The sequence below is a fragment of the Rahnella sp. 2050 genome (assembly GCF_040544515.1).
GTDB classification, from domain to species: Bacteria; Pseudomonadota; Gammaproteobacteria; order Enterobacterales; family Enterobacteriaceae; genus Rahnella; species Rahnella aceris.
Map to the genome: position 1 here is coordinate 168,141 of NZ_JBEPKE010000006.1, position 20,870 is coordinate 189,010.

Sequence of the window (20,870 nt, forward strand, 5' to 3'; positions counted from 1 at the left end):
TATTCGTTCCAGCCAGCAATGTTCTGCTCATTGCTGCGAGACAGTGCGCAAAATGACTGTAATAAATGAAATGGTATTTTAAATTTTCCACGATTTCTCGCAGCTTTTTGATTTGCTTCAGCAGAGCTTCAGCAGCTCTGTTAGCATTAATTTAGTTTCGAAACTAAAGGCAACTTCTCCATGATTCATAAGGAATATTGTTGATTTCCATCGCGTGAGTAATTTTGCTGCTGTGGAATTTTCCTAAACAAAAATAGTTTGATTTGCTGGATCGATTCACCTGTCCATCTCTTATGGATCATTATGCTAATCTCAAAATGACAGCGTTGTTAAATGACAGAAAAAGCGTCGCTGACAATGACTAGACAACCGGTTTGCACGCCTACTGACTTTTACTGTAAATAAATAAGAAAGGATTGTTTCATGGCTCATCTCGATCCCGATTTACGCAATGTTATCTGGTACAACCAACTGGGTATGAAGGACGTTGATAAAGTCGGGGGCAAGAACGCATCCCTCGGGGAAATGATCACCAATTTGTCTGATCTGGGTGTTTCAGTTCCAAATGGTTTTGCAACGACTTCTCAGGCATTCAATGATTTTCTCGATCAGAGCGGTGTCAACCACCGTATTCATGAGTTGCTGGATAAAACGGATGTTGACGATATCGGGCAATTAACTCAGGCGGGCATGCAAATCCGCGAGTGGATCATTGAGACGCCATTCCAGCCTGAACTTGAGAAATCCATCCGCGAGGCCTATCAGCAGCTTTCCGACGGTGAGCCTGATGCGTCATTCGCTGTGCGTTCTTCCGCAACTGCCGAAGATATGCCGGACGCATCATTTGCCGGACAGCAGGAAACCTTCCTGAATGTTCAGGGATTTGATGCTGTACTGACCGCCGTGAAACATGTTTACGCTTCCTTATTTAATGACCGTGCCATTTCTTATCGTGTGCATCAGGGCTACGACCATCGTGGCGTGGCGCTGTCTGCGGGTGTGCAGCGCATGGTGCGTTCTGATCTCGCTTCTGCAGGCGTGATGTTCACCATTGATACCGAGTCGGGTTTTGATCAGGTGGTCTTTATCACCTCGGCTTATGGTCTGGGTGAAATGGTCGTTCAGGGTGCGGTTAACCCTGATGAGTTTTACGTACATAAACCTACGCTGGAAAAGAATAAGCCTTCTATTGTCCGCCGTACGATGGGCTCGAAGAAAATTCGCATGGTATATGCTCCGAGCCAGGAACATGGCAAACAGGTTCAGATTGAAGATGTGCCGGCTGAACAGAGCACCCGTTTCTCCCTGACGGACGACGAAGTGCAGGCACTGGCACGTCAGGCATTATTGATTGAAAAACACTATGGTCGTCCGATGGATATCGAATGGGCGAAAGATGGCCATAACGGCAACCTTTATATCGTGCAGGCACGTCCGGAGACAGTTCGTTCAAACGGTCAGGTGATGGAACGCTATCAGCTAAATGGCAGCAGTAAAGTGTTGGTTGAAGGCCGCGCTATCGGCCATCGTATTGGGGCCGGGCCGGTAAAAATCATTCATAATATCAGCGAAATGCACCACGTTAAGGCAGGTGATATTCTGGTAACTGACATGACGGACCCTGACTGGGAGCCGATCATGAAAAAGGCATCGGCGATTGTCACCAACCGCGGCGGGCGTACCTGTCACGCAGCCATCATTGCGCGTGAATTGGGTATTCCTGCGGTAGTCGGTTGTGGTGATGCCACTGAAAAACTGACAGAAAACCAGAAAGTGACGGTTTCCTGTTCTGAAGGCGATACCGGTTACGTCTATCAGGATGAGCTGGACTTCACCGTGCAGAGCTCTGAAATTGATGAGCTGCCAAAATTACCGCTGAAGATCATGATGAATATCGGTAACCCTGACCGCGCATTCGACTTTGCCTGTCTGCCGAATGAAGGTGTCGGGCTGGCGCGTTTAGAATTCATTATTAACCGTATGATTGGTGTTCATCCCAAAGCATTACTGGAGTTTGATCAGCAGCCGGCGGAGTTGCAGGAAACCATCAATAAGATGATCCAGGGCTATGACAGCCCGCGTGAATATTATGTGGCTCGTCTGACGGAAGGGATCGCGACGCTCGGCGCTGCATTCTGGCCGAAACGGGTGATTGTGCGTTTGTCCGATTTTAAATCGAATGAATACGCCAATCTGGTCGGCGGCGAAAAATACGAGCCTCACGAAGAAAACCCGATGCTGGGCTTCCGTGGTGCGGGTCGTTATGTCTCTGACAGCTTCCGGGATTGTTTCGCGCTGGAATGTGAGGCCATGAAGCGCGTGCGCAATGATATGGGGCTGACTAACGTTGAAGTGATGATCCCGTTTGTTCGTACCGTGGCACAGGCTGAAGCTGTCGTTAAAGAGCTGGCGAGTCAGGGGCTGAAACGGGGCGAAAATGGCCTGAAAGTGATTATGATGTGTGAAATACCGTCAAATGCATTGCTTGCAGATCAGTTCCTTGAGCACTTCGACGGATTCTCTATTGGGTCTAATGACATGACGCAGCTTGCGCTGGGGCTGGATCGTGATTCCGGCGTGGTTTCTGAACTCTTTGATGAACGAAACGAAGCCGTTAAAGCCCTTTTGTCGATGGCAATCAAAGCCGCTAAGAAGCAGGGGAAATATGTCGGTATTTGCGGGCAGGGGCCATCAGATCATCAGGACTTCGCGCAATGGCTGATGGAAGAAGGAATCGACAGTTTGTCACTCAACCCGGATACCGTTGTCCAGACCTGGTTAGCGTTAGCTGAAAAGTAAATAAATGACTAATGACTGACGCTAAGGCTGTCACTTTCGGGTGGCGGCCTTTTTCTTTTTTACCGGGATGGAAGTTACGGGAATAAAAATAACGGTTAGCGGGTTACGGGATAAATAGAACGGTGAGGAAAAGAAATAAAAAAAAAGCCCGTCATAGCAGACAGGCAAAGACTACACACAGCAATTTGGGATATACCAGCTCAGGGGGAAGCTTGTATATAAATCAGTGGGTTGAAATCCGAACTGTTAATAATACTAAGTTTCTCAAGGTATTTAGTCTGTAAGAATTCTCCTAATAGATATTATTCTCATGCTAATTGATGAGAAGAAGTGTTTTTAGTGTGAGTCATTCAGGAAGGAAGCAGGAATAAAAAAAAGCGCTGCCCGGTTGAATTATCAGGGGCAGCGCCGGTGGTCAGTTAAAACGCAACGAAATTATTCATCCAGCGCTTTTAGTGCTTCTTCAGGTTCCATGTCAGGCTCAGGAGCCTCATTGACCCAAAGCGAAATCAGACGATATGAGACAGCCAGCACGACCGGTCCGATAAACAGGCCAATCATGCCAAAAGCAAATAAACCACCAATAACACCGGACAAGATAAGCAGCATCGGTAAATCCGCACCCATGCGGATAAGAACCGGGCGAAGCACGTTATCCAGGGAACCAACCACGCAACTCCATACCAGCAGAACGGTGCCCCAGGTATTGTCGCCGGACCAGTACAGCCAGATGATGGCCGGTATCAGAACCAGTAACGGACCGATTTGCGCGACGCAGCACACGAACATCACGACGGTCAGCACGGTGGCATAAGGAATGCCAGCGATGGCCAGTCCGATCCCACCCAGAACTGACTGAACAATGGCGGTAACAACGACACCTAACGCCACGGCACGGATTGCCTGACCGGCAAGAATAACGGCTGCATCACCACGTTCTGCTGCCAGTCGCACCGCGAAATGGCGGATACCCATGGCAACATTTTCTCCACGGCTATAAAGCAGGGCACTGAACAATAACATCAGCGCACAGTGGACAATGAAACGGCCCAGATGACCTGCCTGCGTCACAAACCAGGCTGCTGTTTGTCCGACGTAGGGCTGCACTTTGCTCATCAGCGCGTTCCCGCCGCCATTGATCAGGGCATGCCAGCCGTTGTAAAGCTTATTACCCACCAGCGGGATCGCGTTCAGCCACTGAAAATCAGGCATATGTAACGATGAAGGATGGCTCGCAATTTCGACCAGCGGCGCACCATTTTCCACGGCGCTGCTGACCAGCAAGGCGATAGGCAAGACGAATAATAAGATCAACAACAGCGTCATGATAATGACGGCCAGAAAACGGCGTCCCCAGAGAAGGCGCTGGAGCTTGATCATTAATGGCCATGTGGCAATGACTACCATCCCGGCCCAGACAAACCCGAGAATAAAGGGCTGTACAATCCAGATGCTGGCAACGGTCATCAGGGCAATAAATAGCACCCCAAACATAATCTGGGGCAAGTCATAACGTTTAATTGGGAGATTCATTCATGTTTCTCAATGTGATAAACGAAGTAAGGCACAAACCCTGTGCCTCCAAACACTATATTCATAAACAGGGGGCTAAAAATAAGCATGGAACATACGACGGCTTTTGGATAGCCCGCCACATAATTAGTTGCAAGGCGTTGTTGCCGTACGTGCTTTTTGCGGTACGTCATGAAACATCTGCAACAAAGGTGAACCAGACGGAGCGCTTAAAAACGAAGTATGTTAGTTTTTATTCTGGATAAAGAACAGGGTGGATCTGCCCGGCAGATCCGGCAGGTCGCCTCGGGCCCGCCAGGCATACAACAAAGACAGAGTCATAATTCAATGATCCCACAGATTTCTCAGGCACCGGGTGTCATCCAGCTGGTGCTCGATTTTTTGGAAGCATTAAAAAGCAACGGTTTTACGGGTGATGTCACAACAACTTATGCCGACAGGCTGACGATGGCGACGGACAACAGCGTCTATCAGTTGCTGCCGGATGCGGTCTTATTCCCCATCGCAACGTCAGACGTTGCATTGATTGCCCGCCTTGCGGGGCAGGAACGTTTTAAAACACTCGTGTTTACTCCGCGCGGTGGCGGTACCGGTACCAACGGTCAGTCACTGAACCGCGGCATTGTGGTTGATATGTCCCGTCATATGAACCGCATTCTGGATATCAACGTGGAACAAGGGTGGGTCAAGGTCGAAGCCGGGGTGATCAAAGATCAGCTCAATGATTATCTGCGCCCGTTTGGCTTTTTCTTCTCTCCCGAGTTATCAACCAGTAACCGTGCGACGCTGGGGGGCATGATTAACACCGATGCCTCCGGTCAGGGCTCGCTGGTTTACGGCAAAACGTCTGACCACGTTCTCGGTGTCCGTGCGATTGTTCTCGGTGGCGACATGCTGGATACCACCGCTATTCCGACGGCGCTGGCCGATAAGCTGGGTGAAGAGGATTCGGTCATTGGACGGATTTACCGCACCGTGCTGGACAGTTGTCGTGATAACCGCGCGCTGGTGATTGAAAAATTCCCGAAACTTAATCGTTTCCTCACAGGTTACGACCTGCGCCATGTGCTGAGTGACGATCTGCAAACCTTCAACCTGACACGCATTCTGACCGGTTCAGAAGGCTCGCTGGCCTTTATCACCGAGGCGCGTCTGAATATCACGCCGATCCCCAAAGTGCGTCGTCTGGTCAATATCAAATACGACTCCTTTAATTCAGCGTTACGTAATGCGCCTTTTATGGTGGAGGCGAAGGCGCTATCGGTTGAAACCGTCGATTCCAAAGTACTGAATCTGGCGCGAGAAGACATTGTCTGGCACAGCGTTCGTGATTACATCACCGACGTTGAAGGCAAAGACATGCAGGGACTGAACATTGTTGAGTTCGCCGGAGATGATGCAGACCTGATTGAAACTCAGGTCAGTGCGTTGTGCGAACGCCTTGATAGCCTGATAAGTGATAAAGAAGGCGGTGTGATTGGCTACCAGATTTGCGCTGATCTGGCTGGTATCGAGCGTATTTATAATATGCGCAAGAAAGCCGTCGGTCTGCTGGGTAATGCCAAAGGGCAGGCTAAACCGTTGCCGTTTGCGGAGGACACCTGTGTGCCTCCCCAGCATCTGGCGGATTATATTGTCGAATTCCGTGCGCTGCTCGACAGTCATCATCTCAGTTATGGCATGTTCGGGCATGTCGATGCGGGTGTATTGCATGTGCGTCCCGCACTGGACATGTGTGACCCACAACAGGAGATATTGCTCAAACAAATCTCCGATGAAGTCGTAGCCCTGACCGCTAAATATGGTGGTTTGCTATGGGGAGAGCACGGAAAGGGTTTCCGTGCAGAATACAGTCCGGCATTCTTTGGCGAAGCACTGTTCCATGAACTGCGCCGGATCAAAACCGTATTCGATCCGGATAACCGCCTGAATCCCGGTAAGATCTGCGCGCCGCTTGAGTGCGATGAACCGATGATGAAAGTCGATGCGCCAAAACGCGGAACCTTGGATCGCCGTATTCCGCTGGAAGTCCGTCAGTCATTCCGCGGTGCGATGGAATGTAACGGTAACGGCCTGTGCTTTAACTTTGATGTGAAAAGCCCGATGTGTCCGTCAATGAAAATTACCGGCAGCCGTATCCACTCGCCAAAAGGTCGCGCGGGTCTGGTTCGCGAATGGTTGCGTTTATTGTCAGAACAAGGTGTAGATCCGCTGGCGCTTGAGAATGCGCTGCCGGAGAAAGGCATGAGTTTCCGCAGCCTGATCGAACGTACGCGTAACACCTGGCATGCCAATAAAGGCGAATATGATTTCTCCCATGAAGTGAAAGAGGCAATGTCCGGCTGTCTGGCCTGCAAAGCCTGCTCGACGCAGTGCCCGATAAAAATTGATGTGCCGGGGTTCCGCTCACGTTTCCTGCAGCTTTATCACACGCGTTATCTGCGCCCGGCACGCGACCATTTTGTTGCGAGTGTTGAAAGCTATGCCCCCCTGATGGCCAAAGCCCCCAAGGTGTTCAACTTCTTCCTCAGGCAACCCTGGTTGCGCGAGATGAGCCGGAAAAATATCGGCATGGTTGATTTGCCTTTGCTGTCTTCTCCGACACTGCGCGAGCAGTTATCAGGGCATCGCGCCAGTAAGATGACGCTTGAACAACTGGAAGCCATTCCGCCTGCCCGGCGTGGTGAATACGTGCTGGTCGTGCAGGATCCGTTTACCAGTTTTTATGACGCGCAGGTCGTTGCTGATTTTATCCGTCTGATTGAAAAACTGGGCCTTAAACCTGTTCTGTTGCCTTTCTCACCTAATGGCAAAGCGCAGCACATAAAAGGTTTCCTGACCCGCTTTGCCAAAACAGCGAAGAAAACGTCGCTGTTCCTTAACCGTGTATCGCAATTGGGAATGCCGATGGTGGGGGTCGATCCTGCGCTGGTACTGTGTTATCGCGATGAATATAAAGAAATTCTCGGTGACACACGCGGATCGTTCCAGGTCCAGCTTGTGCATGAATGGCTTGACAGCTGGCTGGCTGAGCGTCCGGCACAACAACAAAGTGGCGAGTCCTGGTATCTGTTCGGACATTGTACGGAAAGCACCGCCTTGCCCAACAGCGGCAAACAGTGGGGCGACATCTTTGCCCGCTACGGTGCGAAGCTGGAAAACGTCAGTGTCGGGTGTTGCGGAATGGCAGGGACGTACGGTCATGAAACCAAGAATCTCGAAAACTCACTGGGAATTTATGAGCTTTCCTGGCATACCTCTTTGCAACGGTTGCCACGCCAGCGCTGTCTGGCAACCGGTTATTCCTGCCGCAGCCAGGTAAAACGAATCGAAGGAAACGGTGTTCGCCATCCGTTACAGGCACTGCTGGAAATCATCCCCTAACAATAAGGAAGTATTATGTCATTCTGGAAACGGAGTACCACGCTTGAAGCCCTGAATCAGCGCAGTCAAGGATGTATGGTGGGCCATGTGGGGATTGAGTTCACGCAGTTGGGTGAGGATTTCCTCGAAGCGACCATGCCGGTAGATGTACGCACAACACAGCCTTTTGGTTTACTGCACGGCGGCGCATCTGTTGTTCTGGCCGAAACGATGGGATCAATGGCGGGTTATTTATGCTGCGAAGGAAATCAAACTGTAGTGGGCGTGGAAATTAATGCCAGCCATATGCAGTCTGCACGGGAAGGGCATGTGCGCGGTGTTTGCCGCGCATTGCGCACCGGCCGCCGCAGTCAGGTGTGGCAGATTGAGATTTTTGATCAGAAAGGGAATCTGTGCTGCGTATCGCGGTTGACGACCATGGTAATCGAACATTAATACAGGCTGTTAATCAACACTGATCATACAGTCAGAAAGTGGACAGGCGGATGCATGATGAATGTGTCCGCTTTTTTATTTGACTTAGTAAAGGGAAGTAACCTGTTGAAAGCACATCAAAGCTGGAACGGAACGCGTTTGGCAAAGTCAGTTTGAAATGCCGTTGCTTTTTCCCAGATGCCCATCATGGCATAATACTGACAAATGAGTTTTAACGTGTGCCGTGCGAAATGGTAACTCTGAACACGGAAGAGTTCACACCGAACCACGCTGTTGATTTCCAGGATCAGGCGGTTATGTAATTTGCATAACGCATGAAGATAACTGTGATCATCCCCGTTTTGCAGGCACAGATTGGCCATATCCAGACAGATGCTGTTGAAGCGTTTGAGCTGGCAAAGATGCGCATCCGGGCGTCGTAAGGCGGCATCCGCCATATAAAAATCCACGGTGGCATCGCGGACACTCGATTTATATTCGTCGATCTTGCCTTGCAACCACGCATTTACCGATTGAGTCATTCTCAGTATTCCGGGTTATCTGAATGATAATCATTATCAAATAATGAACATCATATTGGCAAAAAATCGCCGGATCAACGTTTTCATCCGGTTTTTTTATTTTTGTGTAGTTAAGCCAGTAAGCAAAAAGAGCTTTAATTCTTCAGATATGGCGAATTCATAAATAGGCATTTCCGATGAATGTTTTATAATAGACACAATGAAAGCTATTAAACCTTACCTTTTATAAGGTTTATTTCAATTTTTAACAAAAAATTGACAATTTATTCAATCAGTTGATGGTCGCGGTGTTCAAGACCCGCCAGTGGCCAGATGTAAAGACGGTGCACATTGAGTGTCTTTCCTCGTGTGTAATCGCTATACCCTCTTAAAACAAGAGGTTGAAGTGATTAATGTTATCACTAGAATAGAGACAATAGGTCTTGTCTATGACCGTAAAATTATGAGGTAAGACAGATGCAAACTGAAACTGTCGGCTCTTTCTCTTTAGACGACAACGTATGGCAAGGCGTTAGCCTGACAGATTCTGCAGCGAAACAGATTAATACTCTGGTGGCTCAGGATCCCGAAGTCAAAGGTCTCCAGCTTTCCGTGAAACAATCGGGCTGTGCTGGCTTTGGCTACGTTTTGGATTTAACCAAACAACCGGCCAGCGATGACCTGGTGTTTGAACATGACGGCGCTTTGCTGTTTGTTCCGCTGAAAGCCATGCCTTTCATCGACGGAACCGAGGTAGATTTTGTCCGCGAAGGACTGAATCAGATATTTAAATTCAATAATCCTAAAGCTCAGCATGCCTGCGGGTGTGGCGAAAGTTTCGGTGTTTAAAACTTTCTGTTTCTAAGATTATTGTAAACAAAGCGATGTAACCAACATGTCACGAAGCAACGTAGAAATTCCAGATGATGTGCAGTCTTGGGTCGGCGAGGGGACGAATTACAAGGAAGGGTTCTTTACCCAGCTGGCAACCGATGAATTAGCATCAGGCATCAACGAAGATGTGGTGCGTGCGATTTCCGCTAAGCGCAACGAGCCTGAGTGGATGCTGGAGTTCCGTCTGCAGGCTTATCATGCCTGGTTGAAAATGGAAGAGCCACACTGGCTGAAGGCGTATTACACGCCTCTGGATTACCAGGATTACAGCTATTATTCCGCGCCATCTTGTGGCAGCTGCGATGATAGCTGTGGCTCACAACCGGGGGCGACGCAGCAATCGGGCGGCGAGTCCCTCGGTGTTCCTGCGGGCGAAGCGAATAATTATCTGACCAGCGAAGTTGAAAAGGCTTTCGAACAGCTGGGCGTTCCGGTTCGTGAAGGCAAAGAAGTCGCCGTTGATGCGATTTTTGACTCCGTATCTGTCTCCACAACGTATCGCGATAAGCTGGCTGAATCGGGCGTCATTTTCTGCTCATTTGGTGAGGCAATTCATGAATACCCTGATCTGGTGCGCAAATACCTGGGTACCGTCGTACCTGCGCAGGATAACTTCTTTGCGGCGCTGAATGCGGCAGTGGCCTCGGATGGTACTTTTGTTTACGTGCCTAAAGGCGTGCGTTGTCCGATGGAACTGTCGACTTACTTCCGTATCAATGCAGCGAAAACCGGTCAATTCGAACGTACGATCCTGATTGCTGACGAAGGCAGTTATGTCAGTTACATCGAAGGCTGCTCCGCGCCGGTACGTGATACCTACCAGCTGCACGCAGCGGTGGTTGAAGTCATCCTGCACAAAGACGCGGAAGTGAAATATTCCACCGTGCAGAACTGGTTCTCCGGCAGCAAAGACAGCAGCGGCGGTATTCTGAACTTCGTGACTAAACGTGCATTGTGCGAAGGCGCTGGCTCGAAGATGTCCTGGACGCAGTCTGAAACCGGCTCAGCTATCACCTGGAAATACCCAAGCGTTATTCTTAAAGGTGATAACTCAATCGGTGAATTCTTCTCGGTTGCGCTGACCAGTGGTAAACAGCAGGCGGATACCGGTACCAAGATGATCCACATTGGTAAAAATACCAAGTCGACCATTATTTCCAAAGGTATTTCCGCCGGTCACAGCCAGAACAGCTATCGCGGTCTGGTGAAGATCCTGCCAAGTGCAGAAAATGCCCGTAACTTTACGCAGTGTGACTCCATGCTGATTGGCGCCGACAGTGCCGCGCATACGTTCCCGTATGTTGAAGTGCGCAATAATACGGCTCAGCTGGAACATGAAGCCACGACGTCAAAAATCGGCGATGACCAGCTGTTCTACTGTCTGCAACGTGGTATCAGCGAAGATGACGCTATTTCCATGATTGTGAATGGTTTCTGTAAAGATGTCTTTTCCGAGCTGCCGCTGGAGTTTGCTGTCGAAGCACAGAAACTGCTGGCGATCAGCCTTGAACACAGCGTCGGTTAATTCGCCGTACGTTTTCCCTGCCGTCGCAGCATGGTGTGATGTGTGCGACGTGCAGGTGTGAGTTCTCAAAGTCACAGCATAAAACAGAATTATGAGCGCCCAGGCGCAAACTCAAGGATACGTATGTTAAGCATTAAGAATTTGAAGGTCCGTGTCGAAGAAAAGGAAATTCTGAAAGGACTTGATCTGGAGATCAAACCGGGTGAAGTACACGCCATTATGGGCCCGAACGGCTCAGGTAAAAGTACGCTCTCCGCGACACTGGCTGGCCGTGAAGATTACGAAGTCACTGACGGTTCCGTCATCTTCAACGGTAAAGATTTGCTGGAACTCGCGCCGGAAGATCGTGCTGGCGAAGGCGTATTCATGGCTTTCCAGTATCCGGTAGAAATCCCTGGTGTGACCAACCATTTCTTCCTGCAAACAGCAGTGAATGCGGTGCGTAAATACCGCGGGCAGGAGCCGATGGATCGTTTTGACTTCGCAGATTTCATCGAAGAGAAAATCGCGATGCTCAAGATGCCTGCCGATTTGCTCACCCGTTCAGTGAATGTAGGTTTCTCCGGTGGCGAGAAAAAGCGTAACGACATTCTGCAAATGGCAGCGCTTGAACCAAACCTGTGCATCCTTGATGAAACCGACTCCGGTCTGGACATTGATGCGCTGAAGATTGTTTCTGATGGTGTCAACACACTGCGTGACGGCAAACGTTCATTCGTTATTGTCACCCACTACCAGCGTATCCTCGACTACATCAAGCCTGACTACGTGCATGTTCTGTATCAGGGCCGCATTGTTAAATCCGGCGATTTCACCTTGGTTAAACAGTTAGAGGAGCAAGGTTATGGCTGGCTTACCGACGAAGAGTAATGTCCCTGCGGCGGGCAGTTCGCACGCCATGCAGCAACTTTACCGTCTTTTTGAAAGCCGTGGCGGTGAGCAATCCCCCCACGCGCATGCTCACTGGCAACAGGTGCTGCGCCTCGGTTTTCCGCATGCCAAACTGGAAGACTGGAAATACACGCCGGTTTCTTCACTGCTGGGCAATCAGTTCTTTGCTCCTCAGCAGCAGGCGCTGACGGTTGAGAAAATCAAATCCCTTGCGCTGCCACTGGAGTGCTACCGTCTGGTTTTCGTGGATGGCCGTTTTGATGCGAGCCTGAGCGACAGCGATACCGGTGCGTTTGAAATCGAAAAACTGAGCCCTTCCGCGCAACAAACGTTACCGGATCCGATTCAGTCAGAGGTGTTTTTACATCTGACTGAAAGTCTGGCGCAGGATTCTTTCTCTGTGCGTTTGCCTGTAGGCAAGCACGCTGAGAAACCGCTGTATCTGCTCCATCTGAGCAGTGGTCGTGACCAGTCGCGCGAAATGAATACCGTTCATCATCGTTATCACCTGGCGATTGAGAATGGTGCGAATGCAGAAGTTATCGAGCATTACCTGAGTCTGAACGACCAGGGACATTTCACCGGTGCACGTATGACGATAAATGTGGGCGATAATGCAGATTTCACGCATTACAAACTGGCCTTTGAAAGCCAGGCCAGTTTCCACTTCTCGCATAATGATCTGGTCATCGGGCGCGATGCACGTGTTTCCAGCCACAGTTTCCTGCTGGGTGCGGGCCTGACCCGAAATAACACCAGCGCGCAGCTTAACGGCGAAAACAGCAATCTGGATATCAACAGTCTGGTTCTGCCGGTTGATTCTGAGATTGCCGATACCCGGACGTATCTGGAACATAATAAAGGCTATTGCAACAGCAAACAGTTGCACAAAGTGATCGTGAACGATCGCGCTAAAGCGATTTTCAACGGCATGATTAAAGTGGCCCAGCACGCACTGAAAACTGATGGCAAAATGACCAACAACAACTTGTTGCTGGGCAAACACACTGAGGTTGATACCAAACCTCAGCTGGAAATTTATGCCGATGACGTGAAGTGCAGCCACGGTGCGACAGTGGGTCGTATCGACGACGAACAGCTTTTCTATCTGCGTACCCGTGGGATCAGCGGGCAGGATGCTCAGCAAATGATCATCTTTGCTTTTGCTGCCGAACTGACGGAAGCCATTAAGAATGAAACCCTGCGTGAAGTCGTCATTGCCCGTATTGCAGGCAGACTAAATCGAGGTAAGTAATGAGTTTTCCACTGGAAAGAGTACGTAGCGATTTCCCTGTGCTGAGCCGTGAAGTTAACGGCCAGCCGCTGGCCTACCTTGACAGCGCGGCCAGCGCGCAGAAACCGCATCAGGTTATTCAACGAGAAATGTCTTTCTTCGAGCAAGGTTATGCTGCGGTTCACCGTGGTATTCACACCATGAGCGCGGAAGCGACTGAGCAGATGGAAAACGTCCGCACTCAGGCTGCCCATTTCATGAATGCCGCATCGGCGGAAGAAATTGTCTTCGTCAAAGGTTCCACGGAAGCCATTAACCTGGTCGCCAATACCTGGGGACGTGAGTTTTTACACGCCGGCGACCACATTATTCTGACTGAAATGGAACACCACGCGAACATCGTGCCATGGCAGATGCTGGCGAAAGAACGTGACCTTCATATCGATGTCTGGCACCTGACACCCGAAGGTGAGCTGGATTTGTCACAGCTTGAATCGCTGATCACGCCACGCACAAAATTACTGACGCTGGCACATGTTTCCAATGTATTGGGCACTGTTAACCCGATCGAAAAAATCATCCCTCAGGCGAAGGCTGCTGGTCTGACCGTCCTGGTCGATGGCGCGCAGGCGGTCATGCATCATGCGGTTGACGTGCAGGCGCTGGGCTGTGATTTCTATGTCTGGTCCGGACATAAACTTTACGGGCCGACCGGTATTGGTATTCTGTACGGCCGCAAGGCGTTGCTGGATCAGATGCCTCCGTGGGAAGGTGGCGGCTCAATGATCAAACATGTCAGTCTGACCGAAGGCACGACATTCGCGGCGGCGCCGTGGCGCTTTGAAGCGGGCACACCCAACACCGGCGGAATTATGGGGCTGGGTGCGGCAATGGAATACGTGACTGAGCTGGGTCTGGAAAATATCCATGCTTATGAACAGGAACTGATGAGCTATGCGCTCAACGCGATGGCGCAGGTGCCTGATATTCAGATCTACGGCCCGGCCACCCGAGCTGGGGTTATTGCGTTCAATCTCGGCAAACACCATGCGTACGACGTAGGCAGTTTCCTTGACCAATACGGTATTGCCATCCGCACCGGTCACCACTGTGCGATGCCATTAATGTCCTTCTACGGTGTTCCGGCTATGTGCCGCGCGTCGCTTGCGATGTACAATACACGTGAAGAAGTCGACCGTTTGGTCGCTGGACTGCAACGTATTCACCGGTTGTTGGGTTAATCCTGACAGCCCAGATCAGGATGTCTTTATGGCTTTGCCAGATAGAAACAAGTTAGTCAGAAATTTTTCCCGATGCCCGAATTGGGAAGAAAAATATCTGTACGTGATTGAGCTGGGTGGCCAGTTACCGGCTTTACCGGAAGAACACCGCCAGGATCAAAACCTGATTTCCGGCTGCCAGAGTCAGGTATGGATTGTGATGCGCACTGATGAAAATGGTGCACTGACCTTCGAAGGTGACAGTGATGCAGCCATTGTTAAAGGTCTGGTCGCGATTGTCTTCAGCCTGTATCAGGGTTTAACGCCTCGTGATGTGGTGGAACTGGATGTACGTCCGTTTTTCACTGAACTTGAACTGAGTCAGCATCTGACACCTTCACGCTCGCAAGGGCTGGAAGCGATGATTCGCTCTATTCGCGCTAAAGCCGCAGAGTTGTCTTAATACCGCTCGCTGCTGTACTGCCTTGCTCATTAGGAATTATCTGCTAATGAGCAAGGCAGATGACTTCTTTCTCTGCGTATATCTCCTTTTACTCCTGATTTTTCAACCCACTATCCTCCTGCTTTTTATTCTGACTTCTGTAAGGTAACTTTCTGATTTACAGTGGTTTGATTGCCATGAAATTCTGTGCTGCTAATATTACCAGACAAGATAATTGTCTTGCCTCAGATTCGCTGAGCGCAGGCCGAAAAAGGACTGAGTATGAGACGCGCATTACCCCTTCTGGCAATGTTAGTTGGCACAATAATGGCAACGCATTCCATGACCGCAAGTGCAGCAGAATATCCATTGCCGCCGGATAATAGCCGCCTGATTGGCGAAAATACAACGTATGTTGTGCCCAACGACGGTAAGCCGCTGGAAGACGTGGCAGCCAAATACCAGATTGGCCTGATTGCGATGCTGGAAGCGAATCCGGGAACTGACCCTTATTTGCCAAAAGCCGGAACTGTGCTGACCATTCCTTCGCAGATGCTGTTACCGGATACCAAACGTGAAGGTATCGTAGTCAATCTGGCTGAAATGCGTCTTTACTACTATCCGAAAGGCGAGGACAAAGTCATTGTCTATCCGATTGGTATCGGCCAGTTAGGGCGTAACACACCGGAGATGGTGACATCAGTCAGCCAGAAGATCCCCAATCCTACCTGGACGCCCACTGCCAATATCCGTAAAGCTTATCTGAAAGAGGGGATCACATTGCCGGGCATGGTGCCAGCCGGGCCGGATAATCCGATGGGCTTGTTTGCGATGCGTCTGTCTGCAGGAACAGGACAGTATCTGATCCACGGCACCAATGCGAACTTCGGCATTGGTATGCGCGTGAGTTCCGGTTGTATCCGTCTGCGTCCTGACGATATCGAAGCGCTGTTTAACTCGGTGCCTAAAGGGACACGCGTACAAATCGTGAATCAGCCAATCAAGTTTGATATCGAACCGGACGGTAAACGCTATATCGAGGTGCATCAGCCGTTGTCCCACACGGAGAAAGATGACCCGCAAACCAAACCAATTCCTCTGACTGCAGCAATGAAGAAATTTATTAAGCATGATGAGACTAACGCTGAGATGGTAAAAGAAGCGATTAAACGCCGTGCGGGTATGCCGGTTGTTGTCAGCGTTGGCGATAAAGCGGGGGATACGCCACCGGCTATCAATCAGCCGCAAACAGCGACTTCGGGCGAACCGGCAGTCAATACAGCCAGTACGCAGTAAACGTCGCAGAAACACATCAGAAACGATTTAAACTTCAGGGGCCATCATGGTCCCTTTTTTATGTCTGACATTCACGTGAGTGATTGAGAGCGTTTTAAATGGGGGATTTAGTGATGATTCAAAGACCTGAAGGCGAGGGAGAAAAAAAACATAATGAAATTGCAGGTAAAAAAAATGGCGCACTGAGTGCGCCATTGAACTAGAGAAGTAAATATTACTTCTTGTAAGCGTGAGCTTGGTTATCCAGACGTTGGTTAGCGCGAGCTGCATCGTCTTTAGCTGCTTGAACGTCAGAACGGATTGCGTTCACGTCGTTGCTCAGTTGGTCAACTTTAGAGTTCAGAGTAGAAACGTCTGAAGACAGTTGGTCGATTTTAGCATTGCTTGAACAACCAGCCAGCATAGTTGAAGCCAGGATTACAGCGCCCAGTACCAGTTTAGTGCGATTCATTATAAAACCCTCTAGATTAAGTTAATCTCCATGTAGCGTTACAAGTATTACACAAACTATTTTCTAATGAGAATAATTTTTTGCCGGTAGACGCTATATTTTGATCGTTCGCTCAAAGAAACATCTTTTTTTACGAAAAAGTTAAAAATTGCAGCGAAAACAGCCGTATTCCATGGGACTTATCCCAATTTTGCAGCTACTGCATTTAGCACTTTTTATGAAAGAAGATACTTTTTGAATAAATAAACGCCACATTTCGCGGCGTTCATTAATGCTCTTGGTCACGTTTTTAATTAAACAACATGCACCGATGAAGTATTGGTTGTACCGCTCTGTACCAGTGCGCCAGAAACCATCACTACGATATCACCTTTCTGTGCCAGACCGCTTTCAATCGCCGCTTCTTTACCGATACGGTAGAAGTCGTCAGTAGAAGCAATCTCTTTCACCAGTTGCGTCACCACACCTTTGGTCAGGATCAACTGACGTGCGGTGATTTCATTAGTGGTCAGGGCAAGGATAGTCGCATGCGGGAAGTATTTACGCACGGCTTTTGCTGATTTACCGCCGCTGGTGGCAACGACGATCAGTGGCGCGTCCAGTTTCTCTGCAGTTTCAACAGCACCACGACAAACCGCTTCTGTGATACGCAGCTTGCGATTTTCGTTCTGGTCATCAATACGGCTTTGCATTACGCGGTCAGTACGGTCACAGATGGTAGCCATGATTGTTACAGCTTCCAGCGGGTATTTACCTTTCGCACTTTCACCAGACAGCATCACTGCGTCGGTACCGTCGATGATGGCGTTAGCTACGTCGCCAGCTTCTGCACGGGTAGGGCGTGGGTTTTTGATCATGGAATCGAGCATTTGCGTAGCGGTAATAACCACTTTGCGTGCACGGTTACATTTCTCAATCATCATCTTCTGCGCGAAGATAACTTCTTCAACCGGGATTTCAACACCCAGGTCACCACGGGCAACCATGATGCCGTCTGACGCTTCGAGGATTTCGTCGAAGTTGTTCAGGCCTTCCTGGTTTTCGATTTTGGAGATGATCTGGATGTGTTCGCCACCGTGTGCTTTCAGGTGTTCGCGGATTTCCAGAACGTCAGAACGTTTACGGATGAAAGAAGCCGCGACGAAGTCAACGCCTTGCTCGCAACCGAAGATCAGGTCACGTTTGTCTTTTTCAGCCAGCGCTGGCAGTGCGATAGAAACACCTGGCAGGTTAACGCCTTTGTTTTCGCCCAGGTCGCCGTTGTTCAGCACTTTACAGGTCACGTCGGTTTCGGTGACGTTGGTCACTTCCATACCAATCAGGCCGTCATCGACCAGAATGGTGTTGCCGATTTTCAAGTCAGCAGCAAAACCCTGATAGGTAACCGCAACACGTTCGGTGTTACCGATAACGCTTTGATCCGTGGTGAAAGTGTAAGTCTGACCCGCAACCAGAGAAGCGTCTTTGCCGCCTTCCAGTTTCATGGTGCGGATTTCAGGACCTTTGGTGTCCAGCAGAATTGCCGCTTTGTGACCGGTCTTCGCCATCACGTTGCGGATATTTTGAATGCGCTGACCGTGCTCTTCATAATCACCGTGAGAGAAGTTCAGACGCATAACGTTCATGCCTGCATCAAGCAGCTTGGTCAGCATTTCTTCGGATTCAGTTTTCGGTCCGATGGTACAAACAATTTTGGTCTTTTTCATGACGATTTTATCTACAAGTTGTGATGGATTGGAAAAGTGTTTGCCTGACAGCATCGCTGCCCGCGCGGAATTGAGGTGGTGCCTGATTGAAGCAAATCATTACTAAGCGTAGAAGACTGTGAAAGGAATGGTGTAGTAAGTTCAGCCAAAGCATAGCGATTTGTGCGATTTATCATCGCTACTGGAGTGGTGATGCTTTTGTAAGTGCGATATCGACAGATCAAGGGGCTGAAACCATTCAATCGAAGAGACGATGCGTATTATAGAGGGGAACAGGTTGGGAAACCAAATAAAAAACGTGATGCGGCGCAAGCTTAGGGCAGATTTCGGAACGTTGTTTTGAAATTACCCAATGCGGGCAGGGGTGAAAGCAGAAGTGATAACGGTTTGTTCACGCAAGTGTCAAAAATGATACATACGGGAAATAATCTTAAAAAATACAAACGGATGACTTAACGTAAATTTATCAGGGAAAATAAAAGCCAGCAGAGAGGTTCAGGTCGTTCCAGGGAGTTTGATGCACAAGGGAGAGTTCAGGAAGTTGCTTTGGTGCGTCCGAGTGGACTCGAACCACCGACCCCCACCATGTCAAGGTGGTGCTCTAACCAACTGAGCTACGGACGCACAATATGCAACGGTACTGCTAAGAAAGATGGTGCGTCCGAGTGGACTCGAACCACCGACCCCCACCATGTCAAGGTGGTGCTCTAACCAACTGAGCTACGGACGCATCGTTTTTCTTCTTCATCAGCCAGTGTTGGCGACGGGGACGAATATTAACGACCTCTCTGAATACTGGCAAGGGAAAAAAGACATTTTCCTGTCATATTGTGCGTGACTGCCGAGCTTATGTGCATTGCGTTGTTTTTTTAGACATAACAGCCAGCGCAATAGCTGAAAAATCCGCGCGCCGGAACAGATATTCACAGCACGCGGATGAAGCCGGGGGGATTAACGGCCCGCTTTTTGCAAAATGGTGTAAGACGGTTGCTTCTGTAACCAGCGCATCCGCAATGTCATCATCAGCGCTGCGAAGGTCAGCCCCAGAATAAATCCGCACCAGAAACCGCTGGGGCCCATCTGCGGAACCAGAATATCGGTCAGTCCGAGAGCGTACCCTACCGGCAGGCCCAGCACCCAGTAAGCGACAAACGTAATATAGAAGATGGAACGTGTGTCTTTATAACCCCGCAAAATGCCGCTACCGATAACCTGAATCGCATCTGAAATCTGAAACAGCGCAGCAAAGATCAGAAGATGGGAAGCCAGAGTGACGACTTCCGGGCTGTCATTATAAAGGGAGGCAATGTGCTCGCGGAAAATGATGGCCGTCAGACTGGTGCAACAGGCCATCATAATTCCCGTTCCTATACTGGTATAAGCCGCAATCTTCGCGCCTTCAACCGACGATTCCCCCAGCCGCGAACCCACACGAATCGTGGCGGCGACACCTAAAGACAGCGGGATGACGAACATCAGGGAACCGACGTTGAGCGCAATCTGGTGACTGGCGACAGCCACGATCCCAAGTGGGGAGACGAGCAGGGCAACGATCGCAAACAGTGTCACTTCGAAAAATAATGCCAGTGCGATTGGCATACCGAGCTGGATCAGACGTCGCAATGTCGGCCAGTCGGGTTTCGCAAACCGCGAATGCGGCTGAGTATCGCGCAGGGCACGATTGCGACGTACGTAAATCCGCATGATGAAGAACATGACCCAATATACGGTCCCCGTGGCGACACCACAGCCGACGCCACCGAGCGCGGGCGCACCGAACTTGCCGTAAATAAAAATGTAATTCACGGGAATGTTCACCAGCAGACCGATAAAGCCGAACACCATGCCTGGCTTGGTTTTTGACAAACCTTCACACTGGTCACGCAGCACCTGGAAGAATAAATAGCCCGGAGCGCCCCACATAATGGCATGCAGATAGCCGACGGCTTTTGCTTTCAGTTCGGGATCAATATTATGCATCAGGCTAAGAATATGGTCGCACTGTGACAGCACCGCGATGATCAGCACCGACACCCCCGACGCCAGCCAGAATCCTTGCTGAACCTGATGACCAATTTTATCGCGACGCCCGGCTCCATTTAAATGCGCGATGGTTGGTGTCAGTGACAAGAGTAAACCGTGTCCGAATAAAATCGCCGGCAACCAGATTGAGGTGCCGACAGCGACGGCAGCCATGTCCGTGGCACTGACCGACCCCGCCATTATTGTGTCCACAACGCCCATGGATGTCTGGGCTATTTGCGCAAGGATGACCGGGATGGCAAGCGCTAACAAAACCCGCGCTTCTGCAAGGTACTTCTGCACAGATACACCTTTTTTCTTGATTATATTGAATAAAAAACGCCACAACAGATGGCATTAAACAGAGAGAAATAGTCCGAAGATTGTACATTGTCGGTATTTTTAAGCAAACAAAGCTGTTAATAGCTGGTTAAATAATGGAATTGAAGCAGACGGTGCTATTTCTTCTTGCAGAGATTTGGCTTTCAATTAATTCTGCGGCAAACTGAACGGAGTGACGTTTTAATACAACAGATTC

At 49.8% G+C, this 20,870-nt stretch carries 15 protein-coding genes, 2 tRNA genes and 1 other RNA gene; 10 read left to right on the forward strand and 8 right to left on the reverse strand.

Annotated elements, in window-relative coordinates; all coding sequences use genetic code 11:
• Positions 1-423: 423 nt before the first annotated feature.
• A complete protein-coding gene (ppsA, locus tag ABIC79_RS20525; RefSeq protein ID WP_112152175.1) occupies positions 424-2,799 on the forward strand; it encodes a phosphoenolpyruvate synthase in 2,376 nt (791 codons plus the stop codon).
• 136 nt (positions 2,800-2,935) lie between these two features.
• On the opposite strand, the gene rprA is transcribed toward ppsA, so the two are convergent.
• Positions 2,936-3,046, reverse strand: an RNA gene (gene rprA / locus ABIC79_RS20530) — antisense sRNA RprA.
• Positions 3,047-3,234: 188 nt separating this feature from the next.
• A complete protein-coding gene (gene ydiK, locus ABIC79_RS20535) occupies positions 3,235-4,332 on the reverse strand; it encodes an AI-2E family transporter YdiK (protein WP_013576106.1) in 1,098 nt (365 codons plus the stop codon).
• Positions 4,333-4,659: 327 nt separating this feature from the next.
• Here ydiK and ydiJ point away from each other — a divergent pair, with 327 nt between their 5' ends.
• Complete coding sequence (ydiJ, locus tag ABIC79_RS20540; protein ID WP_013576104.1) at positions 4,660-7,716, forward strand: D-2-hydroxyglutarate dehydrogenase YdiJ; 3,057 nt, start codon at positions 4,660-4,662, stop codon at positions 7,714-7,716.
• A 15-nt stretch (positions 7,717-7,731) separates the two neighbouring features.
• Entirely contained in the window at positions 7,732-8,151 is a 420-nt protein-coding gene (locus tag ABIC79_RS20545; RefSeq protein WP_013576103.1) for a hotdog fold thioesterase, read from the forward strand.
• Between the two features lie 116 nt (positions 8,152-8,267).
• Here the strand turns inward: ABIC79_RS20545 and ABIC79_RS20550 are convergent, their stop codons facing one another.
• On the reverse strand, positions 8,268-8,672 hold the full coding sequence (locus ABIC79_RS20550; RefSeq protein WP_013576102.1) for a hypothetical protein: 405 nt from the start codon (positions 8,670-8,672) through the stop codon (positions 8,268-8,270).
• 456 nt (positions 8,673-9,128) lie between these two features.
• Here ABIC79_RS20550 and sufA point away from each other — a divergent pair, with 456 nt between their 5' ends.
• The 7 genes from sufA (at position 9,129) to ABIC79_RS20585 (ending at position 16,153) form a co-directional block, all read left to right on the forward strand.
• The gene (gene sufA, locus ABIC79_RS20555; protein ID WP_013576101.1) at positions 9,129-9,500 is read left to right on the forward strand and encodes a Fe-S cluster assembly scaffold SufA; all 372 of its coding nucleotides are present in this window, start codon (positions 9,129-9,131) and stop codon (positions 9,498-9,500) included.
• Positions 9,501-9,546: 46 nt separating this feature from the next.
• The gene (sufB, locus tag ABIC79_RS20560; RefSeq protein WP_112152176.1) at positions 9,547-11,070 is read left to right on the forward strand and encodes a Fe-S cluster assembly protein SufB; all 1,524 of its coding nucleotides are present in this window, start codon (positions 9,547-9,549) and stop codon (positions 11,068-11,070) included.
• A 123-nt stretch (positions 11,071-11,193) separates the two neighbouring features.
• Positions 11,194-11,940, forward strand: a complete 747-nt coding sequence (gene sufC, locus ABIC79_RS20565) for a Fe-S cluster assembly ATPase SufC (RefSeq protein ID WP_013576099.1) — start codon at positions 11,194-11,196, stop codon at positions 11,938-11,940.
• Positions 11,915-13,216: a Fe-S cluster assembly protein SufD gene (gene sufD / locus ABIC79_RS20570; protein ID WP_013576098.1), complete on the forward strand. Its 1,302-nt coding sequence runs from the start codon at positions 11,915-11,917 to the stop codon at positions 13,214-13,216. The genes sufC and sufD overlap by 26 nt, the downstream gene beginning before the upstream one ends.
• Positions 13,216-14,436, forward strand: coding sequence for a cysteine desulfurase SufS (sufS, locus tag ABIC79_RS20575; RefSeq protein ID WP_112197126.1), 1,221 nt, complete (start codon positions 13,216-13,218; stop codon positions 14,434-14,436). Before sufD ends, sufS begins: the two co-directional genes overlap by 1 nt.
• Positions 14,437-14,464: 28 nt before the next feature.
• Complete coding sequence (gene sufE / locus ABIC79_RS20580; protein ID WP_112152177.1) at positions 14,465-14,878, forward strand: cysteine desulfuration protein SufE; 414 nt, start codon at positions 14,465-14,467, stop codon at positions 14,876-14,878.
• A 261-nt stretch (positions 14,879-15,139) separates the two neighbouring features.
• The gene (locus tag ABIC79_RS20585; protein WP_013576095.1) at positions 15,140-16,153 is read left to right on the forward strand and encodes a L,D-transpeptidase family protein; all 1,014 of its coding nucleotides are present in this window, start codon (positions 15,140-15,142) and stop codon (positions 16,151-16,153) included.
• A gap of 214 nt (positions 16,154-16,367) precedes the next feature.
• On the opposite strand, the gene ABIC79_RS20590 is transcribed toward ABIC79_RS20585, so the two are convergent.
• The 5 genes from ABIC79_RS20590 to ABIC79_RS20610 all read right to left on the reverse strand — a co-directional run bounded on the left by ABIC79_RS20590 (position 16,368) and on the right by ABIC79_RS20610 (position 20,635).
• Positions 16,368-16,604 carry a major outer membrane lipoprotein gene (locus ABIC79_RS20590; protein WP_013576093.1) on the reverse strand — a complete coding sequence of 79 codons (237 nt, stop codon included), beginning with the start codon at positions 16,602-16,604 and terminating at the stop codon, positions 16,368-16,370.
• Between the two features lie 293 nt (positions 16,605-16,897).
• Positions 16,898-18,310: a pyruvate kinase PykF gene (pykF, locus tag ABIC79_RS20595; protein WP_354568330.1), complete on the reverse strand. Its 1,413-nt coding sequence runs from the start codon at positions 18,308-18,310 to the stop codon at positions 16,898-16,900.
• Positions 18,311-18,857: 547 nt separating this feature from the next.
• Positions 18,858-18,934, reverse strand: a tRNA-Val gene (locus ABIC79_RS20600).
• Between the two features lie 29 nt (positions 18,935-18,963).
• Positions 18,964-19,040 (reverse strand) — tRNA-Val (locus ABIC79_RS20605).
• Between the two features lie 221 nt (positions 19,041-19,261).
• The gene (locus ABIC79_RS20610) at positions 19,262-20,635 is read right to left on the reverse strand and encodes an MATE family efflux transporter (RefSeq protein WP_013576091.1); all 1,374 of its coding nucleotides are present in this window, start codon (positions 20,633-20,635) and stop codon (positions 19,262-19,264) included.
• Between the last annotated feature and the right edge of the window lie 235 nt (positions 20,636-20,870).